The sequence below is a fragment of the Microcoleus sp. genome, from assembly GCF_049646505.1.
Taxonomy (GTDB): domain Bacteria; phylum Cyanobacteriota; class Cyanobacteriia; order Cyanobacteriales; family Microcoleaceae; genus Microcoleus.
Genome location: NZ_JBARVX010000073.1, coordinates 60,668 through 76,554 on the forward strand (window position 1 = coordinate 60,668; position 15,887 = coordinate 76,554).

14 protein-coding genes are annotated in these 15,887 nt (G+C 46.5%); 7 read left to right on the top strand and 7 right to left on the bottom strand.

All coding sequences use genetic code 11. The features are described from left to right. The first annotated feature begins 134 nt into the window (after nt 1–134). Both WBA89_RS03950 and WBA89_RS03955 read left to right on the top strand, forming a co-directional pair. Entirely contained in the window at nt 135–557 is a 423-nt protein-coding gene (locus WBA89_RS03950; protein WP_424404230.1) for a BlaI/MecI/CopY family transcriptional regulator, read from the top strand. Further along, the gene (locus WBA89_RS03955) at nt 557–1,396 is read left to right on the top strand and encodes a M56 family metallopeptidase (RefSeq protein ID WP_424404231.1); all 840 of its coding nucleotides are present in this window, start codon (nt 557–559) and stop codon (nt 1,394–1,396) included. The genes WBA89_RS03950 and WBA89_RS03955 overlap by 1 nt, the downstream gene beginning before the upstream one ends. 208 nt (nt 1,397–1,604) lie before the next feature. Here the strand turns inward: WBA89_RS03955 and WBA89_RS03960 are convergent, their stop codons facing one another. Beyond that, complete coding sequence (locus WBA89_RS03960; RefSeq protein WP_424404232.1) at nt 1,605–3,839, bottom strand: PAS domain-containing sensor histidine kinase; 2,235 nt, start codon at nt 3,837–3,839, stop codon at nt 1,605–1,607. Between the two features lie 611 nt (nt 3,840–4,450). Beyond that, entirely contained in the window at nt 4,451–5,929 is a 1,479-nt protein-coding gene (locus tag WBA89_RS03965) for a leucyl aminopeptidase (protein ID WP_424404233.1), read from the bottom strand. 246 nt (nt 5,930–6,175) lie between these two features. On the opposite strand from WBA89_RS03965, the gene WBA89_RS03970 reads away from it, so the two are divergent. After that, the gene (locus tag WBA89_RS03970) at nt 6,176–8,383 is read left to right on the top strand and encodes a transglycosylase SLT domain-containing protein (protein WP_424404234.1); all 2,208 of its coding nucleotides are present in this window, start codon (nt 6,176–6,178) and stop codon (nt 8,381–8,383) included. Between the two features lie 357 nt (nt 8,384–8,740). Here the strand turns inward: WBA89_RS03970 and WBA89_RS03975 are convergent, their stop codons facing one another. Continuing rightward, on the bottom strand, nt 8,741–9,649 hold the full coding sequence (locus WBA89_RS03975; protein ID WP_424404235.1) for a Uma2 family endonuclease: 909 nt from the start codon (nt 9,647–9,649) through the stop codon (nt 8,741–8,743). Between the two features lie 63 nt (nt 9,650–9,712). Further along, nucleotides 9,713–10,210, bottom strand: a complete 498-nt coding sequence (locus tag WBA89_RS03980; RefSeq protein ID WP_424404236.1) for a pentapeptide repeat-containing protein — start codon at nt 10,208–10,210, stop codon at nt 9,713–9,715. 109 nt (nt 10,211–10,319) lie between these two features. Here WBA89_RS03980 and WBA89_RS03985 point away from each other — a divergent pair, with 109 nt between their 5' ends. Beyond that, nucleotides 10,320–10,688, top strand: coding sequence for a phage holin family protein (locus WBA89_RS03985; RefSeq protein WP_424404243.1), 369 nt, complete (start codon nt 10,320–10,322; stop codon nt 10,686–10,688). 4 nt (nt 10,689–10,692) lie between these two features. On the opposite strand, the gene WBA89_RS03990 is transcribed toward WBA89_RS03985, so the two are convergent. Next, nucleotides 10,693–11,454 carry a cobalamin biosynthesis protein gene (locus tag WBA89_RS03990; RefSeq protein WP_424404237.1) on the bottom strand — a complete coding sequence of 254 codons (762 nt, stop codon included), beginning with the start codon at nt 11,452–11,454 and terminating at the stop codon, nt 10,693–10,695. A gap of 118 nt (nt 11,455–11,572) precedes the next feature. Here WBA89_RS03990 and WBA89_RS03995 point away from each other — a divergent pair, with 118 nt between their 5' ends. Then, nucleotides 11,573–11,938 carry a hypothetical protein gene (locus tag WBA89_RS03995; RefSeq protein ID WP_424404238.1) on the top strand — a complete coding sequence of 122 codons (366 nt, stop codon included), beginning with the start codon at nt 11,573–11,575 and terminating at the stop codon, nt 11,936–11,938. A gap of 8 nt (nt 11,939–11,946) precedes the next feature. Here the strand turns inward: WBA89_RS03995 and WBA89_RS04000 are convergent, their stop codons facing one another. After that, nucleotides 11,947–12,468, bottom strand: a complete 522-nt coding sequence (locus WBA89_RS04000; RefSeq protein ID WP_424404239.1) for an N-acetyltransferase family protein — start codon at nt 12,466–12,468, stop codon at nt 11,947–11,949. A 24-nt stretch (nt 12,469–12,492) separates the two neighbouring features. Further along, nucleotides 12,493–13,110 (bottom strand): TetR/AcrR family transcriptional regulator, encoded by a 618-nt coding sequence (locus tag WBA89_RS04005; RefSeq protein ID WP_424404240.1) that lies wholly within the window; start codon nt 13,108–13,110, stop codon nt 12,493–12,495. A 281-nt stretch (nt 13,111–13,391) separates the two neighbouring features. On the opposite strand from WBA89_RS04005, the gene WBA89_RS04010 reads away from it, so the two are divergent. Continuing rightward, nucleotides 13,392–14,984 (top strand): M16 family metallopeptidase, encoded by a 1,593-nt coding sequence (locus WBA89_RS04010; RefSeq protein ID WP_424404241.1) that lies wholly within the window; start codon nt 13,392–13,394, stop codon nt 14,982–14,984. A 271-nt stretch (nt 14,985–15,255) separates the two neighbouring features. Then, nucleotides 15,256–15,887 (top strand): M16 family metallopeptidase (locus tag WBA89_RS04015; RefSeq protein WP_424404242.1); only part of this gene is annotated, 632 nt, incomplete at its 3' end.

Consider the following 15,887-nt stretch of genomic DNA (forward strand, 5'->3'; position numbering starts at 1 on the left):
ATCAAATTTTGGGACGGGCTAGAAGCCCATCCCACAAGAAAAAAGATTTTTATGGGATGGCTTCTAGCCGGTCCTAACTATTTTTGCAAGAAGTCTATTATCCCTAAAATCTCAAACCTAAAATCTAAAATCCTATGAATCCTCTGCCGAATTACCGCCCCAAGCAACTTTCTCTCGGCCCTTTGGAGGCTGAGATTTTAAATATAGTTTGGGAGCTAGAAATTGCTACAGTCAAAGACGTGCACGATCGCATTTTAGCCGATCCCGATCGCGAATTGGCCTACGCTTCAGTCACAACAGTGCTGCGGCGCTTGACGGAGAAGGGTTGGCTGGTTTGTAACAAAAGCGAAAGGACATTCACTTGGCAACCTTTAGTTTCTGGCGAAGAAGCCCGATCGCTGTTTGCTTGCGATCGCTTGCAGAAGTTCCTAGCAGTTAGCAATCCCGATATTGTAGCAGCATTTGCTGACAGCCTCGACCAAGCAACAGTCGAACAATTACAAGAAATTTCCCTTCGCATTCAAGCTGTCCGCCAAGCTAGAAAGGAGAAAAAATAATGCACTTAATCCTAATTTTATCGGCGTTGATTGCTGCTAGCAGTATGAGAATTAGATGGTCTGTTCATTCAGGAAATTGGGCCCGCCGCTGGCAGCGATCGCTCTTATTTTTCTTGTTTCCACCGCTGCTGTTGCTCGCGACAGCTATCGCAGTGATTTTTATGGGAACTCAGGGACAAATGGTAAGATTTTGGGACGGATGGTTTAGCTATTTTCTAGCTGTAACTTTTTTGAGCGTAGCTGCAATTTTGTGCGTCAAGCTAGCGGTAGACGGCCATCTATTTTTAAAGCAAATTCGCACCTGTCCTCAAAAAAAGATAGCCGGAAAAAATATCAGAATTCTCGACACGCCTGCTCTATTTTCTGCTATAATTGGTTTTTGGAAAACCGAATTTGCAGTCAGTACGGGATTGTTGAAAACCCTCGACTCAGCTCACCTGCAAGCAGTAATTGCTCACGAACAAGCGCACTACTATTATCGCGATACGTTCTGGTTTTTCTGGCTGGGATGGCTGCGAAAAATTACTTTGTGGCTGCCGAATACACAAGCTTTGTGGGAAGAGTTATTAACGCTGCGGGAATTGCGGGCTGATGCCAAGGCGGCGGCGGGAGTGGATGGTTTATTGTTAGCAGAAGCTTTGCTGTTAGTGGCGAGTTATCCGCACCGAAATTTTGATGTAGATTGCGTGGTTGGTGCTGTCGGTTCGCAAAATAGATTGGGAGAGAGGATAGAGGCGCTGTTGGCAGAACCTGAATTAGTTTTAAAGGTAAATAAGTGGTTTTTTGGTTGGTTGATTTTAACGCTTTTGCCTTTATTGACTGTGCCGTTTCACAGTTGATTGCAGTGGCGACGATGGAAGAAACAACTGGTTTTTAGGCGCTGACGCTCTTGAGCTAATGTCAGTTGCTGCATTGCCTCGGCACAGGATTAGGTGGGCTCTGCCTCGCCTGTGTGTCTTGTCAGGCAGAAATGGAGGCAGAGCCTCCGGATCTGCGTTACTTTCGCAGAGCCTGGTAACGAGTAATTATGTCTGCAAGACACATTTTTCATAGCGGAAGCTCGATCGCAAATTCCGTCCCTTCACCCAAAACCGAAGTGCAACTCAAGGCTCCGCCGTGTTTTTCAACAACAATTCGGTAGCTGATGGATAACCCTAAACCGGTGCCTTTACCCATCGGTTTTGTAGTGAAAAATGGGTCAAACAATTGGAGGCGCACGTCTTCTGTCATGCCGGTTGCATTATCGGCAATCCTGATGCAAATACTATTTTCGTTAAGGGCTTCGGTGCGAATGCTGATAGTTGGTTTCCAGTCGCCGCCCGTTAGCGCAGCCTTCGGAGAGGAACGCTTTTTTTGGTTGCAAGCATCTTCTAGAGCGTCAATGCTGTTGCTCAGCAGATTCATAAATACCTGATTTAGCTGACCTGCATAACATTCAATTGAGGGAACTTCGCCGTAATTTTTAATTACTTTTATTTCTGGAAATTCTGCTCTGGCTCGCAGTTTGTTATGCAAAATTAGCAGCGTGCTGTCTATACCTTCGTGAATGTTGGTAGACTTCTTTACCGAGTCGTCTAAACGCGAGAAATTTCGCAAACTCAAAACTATTTCTCGAATTCTATCGGCTCCCATTTTCATCGAAGATAATATTTTTATTAAGTCTTCTCTCAGAAATTCTAAATCGATGTTTTCAATGTATTCTTGAACTTCTACCGTTGGCTGAGGATAGTATTTTTGATAGAGTTCCACAAGCTGCAGCAAGTCTTTCATGTATTGGGTGGCGTAGGAAATATTGCCGTAGATAAAACTGACAGGGTTGTTGATTTCGTGAGCCACTCCCGCTACCATTTGACCGAGACTTGACATTTTTTCGGTATGAATTAGATGAGATTGGGTTTCTCGGAGTTCTTTGAGAGCGATTTCTAGCTGTTGGGCTCTGTTGTTGGCGATCGCCTCGGAGAGCCGCAAAGCATCCTCCGCTACTTTGCGCTCTGTGATGTCAAAAATAGCGCCGTTGAGCGATAAAATTTGACCTGCTGCGTTGAAAATGGCTTGACCTTTTTCTGCAACCCACCGCACGTTTCCGTCGCTGTGAATCAGGCGATATTCGATCGCGTAAGGTTGTTTTGTCTTAATCGCCCGATCGATAATTTGCTCGCTCGGCTCCGCGTCATCGGGATGAACTAGACTAGAAAAATCCTGCACCGGTTGAATCATAAAGTTAGCTGCCGGATAGCCGGCAATAGCTTCTATGCCGCTGCTGATAAACGTTACGCTCGATCGCCCTGCCGCGCTGCAACGATAAACTGCACCGGGAATGTTAGAAACTAAGGATCTAAATTCTTGTTCTCTTTCCCGCAAAGCTGCTTCAATTTGCTTGCGGTCGCTAATGTCGCGAGCAAAGGCGCACTGATATTCTTTACCGTTAAATTCCAAATGGTCGATCGTAATTTCCACCGGAAAAACTCGACCGTACTTAGTGAGGTGGTGAACTTCAATATTAACCGAACCGCAGCGTTTTAAGACTTTCCAGTGCAAACTCCAAGCTGTTTCGGGAAAATCTGGATTGATGTCGTGCACAGTCATCTCGAGCAATTCTGCCGCCGAATATCCCAAGGAAGAGCAAGCAGCGTCGTTGACGTACAAAAATTTACCGTCGGAACCCATCCAGAATACCGCATCTGCCGATCGGTCGATCGCCAGTTGAGTCAGTTGCAACTTTTCTTCAACCCGCTGGCGGTCGGCAATTTCTTTTTCTAACTGTTCTTCAAGCGAATTGATAGCTAAAGCGCGATCGACAATAGTGTCTGCAGTGGCAAGGGCGATCGATTGTTTTGACAATTCTCCTGTCTGAAGATCGGGATTTTCCCCATGTTCTTCTAGTTGTTTTAACGGCAGTTGTTGCAGATTTTCTGTTGGATTAAAACCAGATTCGGCAAGTGCTTTCGGCATCAGGAAGATCGCCACTGCGGCTGAGAACAAAAAAATCGCCGCACTTGCAGCTTTGAGAGTTACCGACAGCCAATAAATAGAATGCCAAAGCGCCCAAACTTGCGTCAATTCAGCCGCGCCGCAGGCAAAAAAACCAACAGCAAACAGCCGTCCAATCTTGCTGCGATCGCCCTGGCGGGTAAAATAAACCAAAGATAGCGCCACAGAGAAATAAGCCAGTGCCGCCAGCGAGTCAAAAACAGCGTACAGTCGCAACTCCTGCGGCGCGTCGCAGCCGACTGCGGCAGATACAGGAAGTGTTGAAAAAAAAATTGTTAATTGTTCTTGCATAAAGTTCAAGAAAAAAGTTATTTGCACCAAGGCAAACCCCATCAAATATCATTATTTGATTTCGGTGGTTGAAATATTTACATAATTATATACTTTTTTCATTTTTTAGGAAACAGCTATTTTTTCAGGGAATCTGAAAACTGTGTCGGCCGATCCCCGGCAAGCTTTCCCCAAGTACGAGCGATTGCTTTCCGGTGGCTGGCAATGCTTACTTGCCGGGAAGTGAGGGAATACATAAATTTGCCTGCTTGTTGTTTCGGGAAAAATTATTTTTTCAATTATGATAATAGACCTCTTGCAAAAATAATTAGGACGGGCTCTCCGGCCCGTCCGATCAATTGATGAAAAGGATTTTTGCAAGAGGTCTAATAGAGTTTTATTTTACAGTCGCAGACCCATAAATTTTATTGTATGTAAGCTCCCAGGTACGCTGCGCCTGACTTTGATTGCTGAGAACTTGCATTCCGATCGAACTAATCTAATTCTTGTAGTTTTAGCGGACAGAAACTCAATCGGCGATCCAGGGGTTTCGTACCCCTGGAATATTGATGCACTAGCGGACTTTCACAGCAGCGAAAAAATCAATTTACGCGCCAACAATCCACAATTAATTAAGCGCCGCCCAGCGCCCAGTGCACCAAAGTCCGAACTCCAAAACCAGTGGCTCCGGGGCCGTTGTAACCGTTTTCTTTCTCGATCCAAACCGGGCCGGCAATATCTAAATGCGCCCAAGGAGTATCCTTGACAAACTGCTTCAAGAATAGCGCCGCCGTAATCGAACCGCCGGGACGCGGCCCAGTGTTTTTCATGTCAGCGTGCAATGCTTTCAATCCCTCAAAATATTTCTCTTCCATCGGCATCCGCCAAAACTTTTCGCCTGCCAATTCTGAGGCGGCGACTATTTCGGCGGCGACGCTATCTTGAGGACTCCACAAACCTGCGATATCGTCGCCCAAAGCAATTACGCAAGCACCGGTCAGAGTTGCTAAATCGACAATTGCGTCAACTCCCAATTTATCAGCAAATACCAAAGCGTCAGCCAGGGTTAAACGGCCTTCTGCGTCGGTATTGTTGACTTCAATTGTTTTGCCGTTGGAAGCTGTAAGGATGTCTCCAGGGCGCATGGCGCGGCCGCTAATCATGTTTTCGGTGACGGCGCTGATAAAGTGAACTTCGACATCTGGTTTGATGTGTCCGATCGCCTTTGCGGCCCCAAAAGTAGCAGCAGCGCCGCCCATGTCTACTTTCATGATTTCGATGCCGCTACCCGTTGGCTTGATGTTCAAACCGCCGGAATCAAAGGTTAATCCTTTGCCGACAATCGCAATTTTGCGGCGCGGTGTACCTTCGGGTTTGTAAGTTAAATGGATGAATTTAGGCGGCAAATCGGATGCTAGGGCAACGCCGAGAAAGGCTCCCATGCCGAGTTTTTCACAGTCTTCCCGCTCCAGTATTTCTAATTCTAAACCGCATTCTGCAGCTAGAGTTTGAGCGGTTTCGGCCATTGTAATTGGGGTGACATAATTTGCCGGCGCTGCGACTAATTCCCGTGCTAAAATGACTCCGGCAGTGATTTTGCGGGCGCGGGCGATCGCGCTTTCGGTACCGGCAAAACCGAGCAAGTGAATTTGTTCGACCTGCGGGGTTTTATCGTCGGGTTCCGATTTGAAACGGTTGTCTTGATGCAGGGAGAGTTCTACACCTTCGGCGATCGCGCTTGCTGTAGCTTCCGGGGCGTTTTTCCAGACAGGAAAGCTAATTCCGAGGGTTTTACATTTCTCTTTTTTGGCTAACTTGGCGCAAACGCCCGCAGCTTGCCGCACGGTGTCTAATTTTAAGTCCTCTGTTTTGCCCAAACCGACGATCGCAATTTTGCGGATCGGATTGTTGCCGCCGACTCTGGCGATCGCGCTGGTGCCCGTTTTGCCCTTAAAATCTACTTCCTGAATCAGCTCTTTCAAAGTGCCTGCCAGTTGTCGATCTAATTGTGCCAAGTCGCCTGTGAGTTCCACGGCGTCCTCAAACAGACCAATTGCCAGAGCATCTCCCGTCCAAGCAGAGCGGGGTTTATCGGTGACTAGAAATTCCATGTTTTGATTTACACTTTAGATTTGAGATTTTTGATTGTACTTTGTCATTGGTGGTTTGTGCTTGTTTTGCAGGTGCGGGTAAATATGTCGGCCGCACAAATTCCACGCTCCACATCAAAATAAATTCTGGTACTATATCAGCGTGGAACGAGTTCGATGCCTGCGATGGCGTGGAACACCCCTCCTGGCTGTGATGGCTCTTGACAAGAGATCGATTTTCTATTCTTAATTATCTGAAATTTTCCCATGCTAAAGCAACGTAAAACCCAACTTTCTATTTTAATCAGCGTTTCAGTTTGCGTGATGGTGCTCGGCTCTTTGGTGGCGGCAGCAAAATTGATGGGTGTCGGCCCGTTCCAGAAGGCTCAGCAGCCCCTAGATGCAGGGAATTCCGCATCGTCGTCGGTTAAGATGCTCGTATCGCTCTCACCGGGCGAGCGATCGGCGAAATTAGTTGAACTCGCAGCCCTGCAGCCTGCAAGTACCAATCCCCAGCAGGAAGTCTCCCCTCAAAGCCGCGCCCGCTACCTGCTTGCCAGCGATTTAATCCAGCAAGGAGATGCCACCAAAGCATTAAAATTATTGGACAATTTAGAGCAACAATATCCTATTTTAGCTTCTCATATTGCCAAAAAACGCGCCCGAGCTTACGAATTAAGCGGGGACAAAGGCAAAGCACAAAAAGCTTGGGAAGAACTGCTAAAAAATTATCCCGACGACCCAGTAGCTGCGGAAGCTTTATATGTTTTAGGCAAGTCAAAATCGGAATATTGGCAGCAGGCAACTACTAAATTTCCCGCTCATCCCCGCAGCGTAGAAATTGCCATGAGCGAGTTAAAACAAAATCCAAACCAACCAAAGTTAATGCTGTTAGTAGCAAAACACGGTCATTATGTCAAAGATTACGGTACATTATTAGAACAACTGGTACAGCAAAACAGCGCTAGTTTGAAACCAGAAGATTGGGAAGAAATTGCCTTTGGGTATTGGGAAAAACAGGATTACGGCAAAGGAGCTATTGCTTACGGAAAAGCTCCCCGCACCCCCCAAAATCTTTACCGAAAAGCTCGCGGTTTGTGGCTGGGCGGCAAAATTCCGGAATCGAGAATTGCCTATCAAGAATTAGTGCGGGAGTTTCCCGATGCCGAAGATAGTGGTTTGGGTTTAATTCGGCTGTCGCGCCTGAGCGAACCCAAGGATGCGATGGTTTATCTCGATCGGGCAATTAGCAAATTTCCCAATTATGCCCCCGAAGCTTTGCTAGACAAATCCAAACTTCTCGACAAAGCAGGCAGCGCTCAATCCGCCTCAGATACCCGCAAATTGCTATTGACAAAATACAGCAATTCTGATAAAGCCGGCGAACTCCGTTGGGCGATCGCCCAACAATATGCCAAAGCCGGAGATTTAAAATCAGCTTGGCAGTGGGCGCGAGAACTAACCACCAACAATCCAGACAGCGAACAAGCTCCAGAAGCAGCATTTTGGGTAGGGAAATGGGCAAAGCAACTCGGCCGCGAACAAGATGCCAAAACAGCATTTGAATACACAATTTTACGCTATCCAGAATCATATTTTGCGTGGCGTTCGGCCGTATTTCTCGGCTGGCCAGTAGGCGACTTCACCACAGTCCGAGATTTGTCTCCCAAAGTAGTAAGACCCCCCCAGCGCCCCGAACCAACCGCCGGTTCTCCAGCCTTAAAAGAACTCTATCAATTAGGTCAAGATCGAGATGCTTGGACGCTGTGGCAAACAGAATTTACCAACCGCCTAGAACCGACTGTTGCCGAACAGTTTACCGACGGTTTAATGCGAGTTGGAGTCGGAGACAATTTAGACGGTTTGTGGATGGTTGGGAGCCTGCGGCAGCGCGAAAAACCCGACGATAGAACCGAATACCTCGCTCTCAGACAGCAACCAGTTTACTGGCAAGCACTTTATCCTTTTCCTTACTTGGAAAACATAGTCAAATGGTCTCAAGAACGCCAAATTAATACAGTATTAGTAACAGCATTGATCCGGCAAGAATCGCGGTTTATGCCTGCTATTAAATCAGTAGTTGGCGCGACAGGTTTAATGCAAGTAATGCCAGAAACAGGAGAGTGGGTAGCTGAAAAAATCGGTCTCAAAAAATATTCATTGGAGAATGTGGACGACAATATTAAACTCGGTACGTGGTATTTGGATCACACTCACGACGAATACAAGAATAACTCGATGTTGGCTGTGGCGAGTTACAATGCCGGGCCGAATGCAGTAGCAGATTGGTTGAAGAGGTTTGATTTTAGCGATCCGGATGCTTTTGCAGAAAAGATTCCGTTTCCTGAAACGAAAGGATACGTGAAATCGGTGTTTGAGAATTACTGGAATTATCTGCGGATTTACAATCCAGAAGTTAATCAGTTAATGAGCGAGCATTATGAAGCTTCACAGAAAAAAGCAAAGCCTCAGTAATTCTGGTTTATGCTGTCAGGAACAGGCAAGAGCCCCGTTCCACAAAAAAGTTGATTTGTTGTATTTATTGATTGTGGGGTGGGCTTCTAGCCCGCCCTAAACGGGCAAGAGAGCCCGTTCCACAAAAAAGTTGATTTGTTGTAAGCTGTCGCGCAAACAAACATTGCATATTCAGGGCGGGCTAGAAGCCCACCCCACAAGAGCTTTATTGTTTTTTGACATACAGTATAAATGCTCCCACAGCTTATTGATTGATTGTGGGGTGGGCTTCTAGCCCGCACTTAAACAGTTGTAGGGTGCGTCAGCAGCGCGTTATTTTATCAATAATTGACGGTTGAAAGCTGACGCACCTACTAACTAATGGAGTTCATCGGGATCGATATTTAACTCGCGAAGTTTTGCTGCTAGTCTTTGAGCTCGCTGTTCAGATTCAGCCGCTCGCTGTTCAGATTCAGCCGCTCGCTGTTCAGATTCGGCCGCTCGCTGTTCAGATTCGGCCGCTCGCTGTTCAGATTCGGCCGCTCGCTGTTCAGATTCAGCCGTTTGTTGTTCAGCTTCAGCCGCTTGTTGTTCAGATTCCTCTTGCGGAGTCAGAATTAACTCCCCTTCGAGTGTAAACCAGCGCAACCAAGTGCGATCGATCTTTTCATAAATTCCCTGCCACAAACCCAAACTCAATCCTAACTGAGGAATTGGCAAACATCCGCCGATAAGTTCTGCCTGTTCGTAAACGCCAGCCACCAAGCGAAATCCTAAAATTTCATTGGTTGTGCCACTAAAAACAACGTAATAAGGAACGCGCAGAATCTGCTCATAAACATACCATTTTGTCGGTGGTCTTCCTGCTTGGCTAACTGTACGACCTAAATCTTCATCTGCCGTACTTGAAGATAGCAATTCAACTATAACAAACGGGCTAACTTGCTCTTGCCACATCACGTAACTGAGACGAAGATTTTCACCTTCGTAGAGTCTCGAAACGCCCAAAACAGCAAACCAATCAGGACGTTTGTACCAATTGGAATGTTGCCAATCGTAATAAAGATTGAGGTCAATACCAACAAAAACCCGATCTAAATCAACATTGACAGGCCGAAAAGTGTGCCGCAATAAAGGCGACTGGTAGCAATGATATTCGTCAGGCAAACCAGGTTCCTCCGGGTCTTCGCTTGGTAAATCATACATTGTAGGCAGAATTTGCCGTGGCGAAAGTGGCGGGTCAGTCTGAGGAAAAAAACGAGTTTTTTCAATCATATTTGCACTCATAACTCATAATTTGACTGCTCTCCAAATTTAGAACTTGCCAATGATTGGCAAGCACTAAATAAATCAGCGGCATCCCAAGGAATCGCGAGTAGAAATCCCTGTTTGAGAATTAATTCCGCTGGCTTTCGCGCACAATTCTTTAACTTGTGCGCCATCCATAATTGCGTCAGTAAAATCAGCGCCGGTGATATCAACTCCATCAAAAGTAGAGCGCAACAAAATTGTTTCTGTTAAATTTGCATCGCTTAAATCTGCCTTAGTAAATTTAATTTGATCGATCATGGCATTAGTTAAATTTGCTCCGTGCAAATTTGCCTGAGTCATCACCGAAGCGCTCATAATTGCTCCCCGCAAATCGGCATTAGAAAAATTAGTTGAGTCCATCTTAGCGTTAGAAAACTCAGCGGCCCGCAGCATTTGACCGGAAAAATCGCGTCTGCTAAGTTCGGCGTTGCTAAAGGACAGCGGGGGATCGTAATATTTAGATTGAGCCAGTGCTGGCCGCGGGAGGATGAAGATAGTTAGCGCTAAGAGGAATGCTGCTAGTTGCCGGAGTTTCATAAGTCTGATATTCTCACAAGGTGGGTATTTTGTAGTGTATCCCGAACTTGGGTCGATCGACCAAACAGTTACAATCTCAATTAATAGTGATGGAGATGAAAAAAACGATATGCTAAGTTTTTTCTTAACTTGGATAGTAGCCGCAGTTTCGCTCGTGATTACAGCTAACATTGTACCAGGTATTGCGGTAGTTAGCTTTCCGGCGGCGATGGTGGCTGCTGTGGTTATCGGATTGGTGAACGCGGTTGTCAGGCCGATCCTGACACTGCTGACGCTGCCTTTGACTATTATTACTTTAGGTTTGTTTTTGTTTGTTGTGAATGCAATCTCGCTTTCTCTAGCTTCCTGGTTGGCGGGTGCGTTCAGTATCGGCTTTGCGGTTAACGGTTTTTGGCCGGCTTTGTTTGGTTCGATTGTTTTGTCATTTGTTTCTGGTTTGATCGGTCGATTTGTGAATGCCGACACTTTGTCTCAGTAATAGATTATCCCAGATACTCGATCGGGCAAACAGCAACCGCTACTGTAACAGAGCCTAGGTTTTTTTGCGGTCGAAAGATTTTTTTGGGAACTAAGAGGGGATGGGAAACAGCCCCAAACGCAGATAAACGCGGATGACTGATGGATATCTGCGTTTCTTGATGTTGGCGGGCGGTTAAAATTTGGGCGATCGCACAAAGTGCAGCGGCTTCTGCTACACTTTTAGTCCCGACTTTTGCCGCTACCACATTTGAAGGATTCGGAACTTCTACAGAATTTAAAATATCAGCAGCAAAGGTTTTTAACGGCCAGTTTCGCGCTGCACAAAGCTCCAGCAAGCCGACTTCACCTGCTTTAGCGTCTATTGTAGCAATACCTGCGATCGCACTTTCCGCTAAATGATAACCGCGACAGACATTTTGAATCGCAGTTTCGATTAATTCCCGTGGCGTTCCGCCTTCGCAACCTATCCCTACCCACAACACTCGCGGGTGCAACTGAACCTTTGGCAAAGTAGATTCCGGTGCAAATCTTCTCTGGGTAAAACTAATCCAAATTCGCCCTTTGATAGTTGACAGATTTTCCCCTTCCCAATACAATGAATGATTTTCTGGCAGACGGTTTTGCCACAAAGTAGAACCAACTTCTTGAATTACTTCTACAGTTTCTCCTCTCTTCATAGCAGCCGCCACTCCAGCCCAGTCGCCTTCCCCGCGCTGCCAACCGCTGGGAATGTCTAATATCCCTAACATAAATTCATCGTTCATTATTCAGTTATCTACTCCGCAGTTTCACTGCGACTGCAATCTTAATTTTTTTTTAACACCGTTAATTTTAAAAATTTGTATAATCGTAGCACAAACTGCAAACAAGAAAACATTTAATATGGTAGAACTGAACCAGTTACTGTTAAAGTTTGAAACCAACCTCACATGGGAAGCTGTGACGCAAGAATGGAAAGAACGTCGCGACAGTTGGGTGAGAGAAGTGCAAGCAGCCGTAGAACCGTCACAGCTAGCAGAATATCTAATTGAATTGGAATCAGACATCCAGTGGGAAGCAGTGCAAAATTACTGGAAACTTTACCGGAAAAGTTGGGTAGAAGACTGTCATTCAGCATCGACTATGGAAGAAGTATCAAGTTTGTTGCTGGAACTAGAAAGCAATACAACTTGGGAAGTATTGTCCGATGAATGGCAGGAAAATCGGGAGAATTGGGTGCAGCAAGTGTACGAGTTTAACGACGAGTAATAATTCACTCAATCAAAATCAACTTTCATGGTGAATGATGTCCCTCCTGTGCGGTTGATTGTCTCGCTTCCCTCAATTACTTTAAATCCACAGCGCTCGTACAAACTCAGGGCTTGATTTGAGCTTCTGACACTCAGCGATACCGAGCGATAAGATGCTTTGGCTGCTGACAACAGACGATCCAACAACTGCGTTCCTATACCCTGATTTGTATATTCTGGAAGAAGCGCGATCGCCAATTCCGGGATAGTATCGTCTACCCAGCCAAATCCCTTGTCATCCCCTGTAAATAAACGCAGCCAGGCCGCTCCTATAGGCTGACTGCTGTTGCAGGCGATCGCTGCGAAGCCCAGATCGTTTGCACGTCCCCAATCCTTGACATATTTAGCAATTAAAGGATGATTTACAACAGCTTCCACCGTTGATTCGCCTTCTTCTGTCATGTGCGCCGCTTCATACAGCATTTGCCACAAAAAAGGCTCGTCTTCCTGCGTTAGCGGCCGAATATAATAGTCCAAAACTTTGCTCATAACAACTTTTCCCTGTTGCCCTAATTATTCATCCTTAATTAAAACGCCGTTCAGAAAAATATCTGCTAATCCTTCTGCCATTTCCTGCATTTCTTGCGGAGAAGCATTCGGTTCTCCAATCGTATTTTGACTGAAACCGGCTACTGCAAACATTCCCAAAAATACCTGAGCGACAATCTTCGGATTCATCTTCCGATACACTCCTTTTTCCATCGCCGTTTCAAAAAAAGCCTCAGCTACAACGCTCATTTTTTCGATGACTTCTAACTGAATGCGATCGCGCAAATCCGGGTGAAACTGAGCCTCCAAAAAACACACCCGCATCATATCGCTATTCTCGCGGATATTCAGCATCCGCCGCCGCATCACCTGAGCCACTGCTTTGTAATTGCCCATCTCGCTCAATTCTGTTAGCAAATCTGTCAGTATTTCCACCCATCCTTCCGTCGCCACCTGAATCAAAATCGCTTTTTTATTATCAAAATGCCGAAATAGCGTACCCTCAGCCACCCCCGCCGCCGCTGCTAAATCGCGAGTTGTCGTACCGTCGTATCCGCTGCGGGCAAACAAGCGCACAGCCGCTTGTAAAATCCGCTTTTTGGTTTCTGTTTCTGAAGGAGGAGACTGATTAAAAATTCGCATGGCTTTGCAATCGGTAATTGGTGACTTGGAATTGCGGGTTTGGGACGGGCGGGCGAAATAATGTTAAGTTTTAAGTTGTGCGCGGCTTTAATCTTAAACTTCAAACTCCTCGCCGAGATCCAGATTCTTTTTGAGATTGGCTGTATCAGCCTAACATCTGCGGCGCAACAGATCGCTTATGCCTCCAAAAATCTTTATCCTTAGAAAAGCATCCCTGGCATCGATCGCCAACATTTATTTGTTTGACAATCCAAAATCCCCAATCTAAAATCTAAAATCGAATGATCCCGCAGTTCCCAAAACCACGCGCGGCGAAGCTATTCCCTAGGGAATCGCCCCGCCCAACTCGATTCATCGCCTCCCTGCTGGCTGCTGTAATGCTGTGGTGGGGAATTTGCCCTCAAATCGCCTCCGCCCGCGAGAACCCCGCTAACGGCTCTCCAGCAATGTCTGTTCAACCGTCGCTCGATCGAGTAATCGAGCAAGTCACCGAATTCAAGCTCGACAACGGCATGACATTCGTGGTGCTCGAAAGGCCCCGATCGCCCGTAGCATCGTTTTTGATTCACGCTGACGTAGGAGGCGCAAACGAACCCGACGGTCAAACCGGAGTCGCCCACTACCTCGAACATTTAGCTTTTAAAGGCACGCCAAAAATCGGCACTACCGACTACAAAGCCGAAAAGCCGCTGCTAGAAAAACAAGACGAACTCTTCGAGCAAATGCAATCCGCCAAGGCGATCGGCAAAACCGAAGAAGTCGCCAAATTTAGAGCAGAATTGGACAAAGTTGAAGCAGAAGCAGGGCAATTTGTCAAGCGCAACGAATTCGGCAAAATTGTCGAACAAGCAGGCGGAGTCGGACTAAATGCCGCTACTTCTACCGACTCGACAATGTATTTTTACAGCCTCCCAGCTAACAAATTAGAACTGTGGATGTCGCTGGAATCAGAGCGATTTCTAGAACCTGTATTTCGGGAATTTTACAAAGAAAAACAGGTAATTTTAGAAGAACGGAGGCTGCGAACTGAGAATTCTCCGATCGGACAAATGGTCGAAGCTTTTGCCAGCACAGCCTTCTCCGTTCATCCCTACCGCCGCCCCGTCATTGGCTCCACTGAAGACATTAAAAACCTGACACGAGAACAGGTGCAGAAGTTTTTTGAGACTCACTACATCCCCAGCAAGCTAACAGCAGCGGTGGTAGGAGACGTGAAAGCCTCGGAAGTGAAGCGGCTGGCTCAAATTTATTTCGGCCGCTACAAAGCGAAACCAGCACCTCCAGAATTGGAAATTGTGGAGCCTCCGCAAACGCAAACTAAGGAAGTCACGCTGAAGTTAAAAACTCAACCTTGGTATTTGGAAGGATACCACAAGCCGGCGATGAATCATCCCGACAATGCGGTTTATGAAATCATTGGTTCTTTGCTCAGCAGCGGCCGCACTTCTCGGCTTTACAAGTCTTTAGTAGTAGAAAAGCAGTTAGCGCTGGCTGCTCAAGGTTTCAGCGGCTATCCGGGGGAAAAGTACCCGAATTTGATGTTATTTTACGCTCAAACTGCTCCGGGCAAGACGGTTGATGAAGTAGCTGCGGCTTTGAGCAAGGAAATCGATCGCCTAAAAAATGAGCCGGTTTCTGCTATGGAATTGGAGCGGGTGAAAACTCAGGCGAGAGCGGGTTTGTTGCGATCGCTCAATTCTAATATGGGCATGGCATTTGCGCTGGTGGACTATCAAGTAAAAACTGGTTCGTGGAAAAATTTGTTCCAGGAATTGGATGCGATAGCGGCTGTTTCTCCTGCTGACATTCAGCGAGTTTCTCAGGCAACTTTCCGCCCGGAAAACCGCACGATTGGCAAGCTTTTGTCGCTTTAAGGAAGTCATTAGTCATTAGTCATTAGTCATTAGTCATCAGTTATTAGCTCGTTTCCAGGCTCTGCCTGGAAATGCAGATCCCGAGGCTCTGCCTCGTCTAATTTCAAATCAGCGAGGCAGAGCCTCTAGATATCGGTTCCCAGGCAGAGCCAGGGAACCAGTTAAACCAGTTAAAAAGTTAAAAAACACTCGTTTCCAGGCTCTGCCTGGAAATGCAGATCCCGAGGCTCTGCCTCGTCGAATTGTCAACAGATTACACTTAGGAGAAAGAATGACAAGGACTAAATTGAAACTAAAAAAAGTAAAGTTATTTCTGCTATCGCTTTGCATTTTTACTGTTTCATTGGGCACGTTTAATTTGTTGCCTTCCTTAGCGGCAGGGCCAAAACATTATGACGAATTAACATTCCCGGCGGTGCCAGAAATTAAACTGCCTAAATACACTCGCTTCGAGCTAAAAAATGGCATCCGAGTTTATCTGATGGAAGACAGGGAACTCCCGCTAGTCGGGGGAACGGCGCTATTTCGCACGGGCGATCGCTTTGAACCTGCGGATAAAATTGGATTGGGAGGTTTGACGGGAGAAGTGATGCGAACTGGCGGCACGAGCCGGCATACGGCTGATGAATTAAATCAGTTGCTAGAACAGCGAGCAGCTTCGGTAGAAACGGGGATTGATGTTGCTTCTGGCACTGCTAATTTTAGTGCTTTAGCTGAAGATTTGGCACCTGTGTTTGACTTGTTTGCGGAGGTGATTCAAGAGCCAATTTTTGCTAAGGAAAAGTTGGATTTAGCGAAGAATCAAACTCAAGGTGGAATCGCCCGCCGCAATGACGATCCTAACGAGATTACCGGGCGCGAGTTTCAAAAGTTAATTTATGGCGATCGCAGTCCCTACGCCCG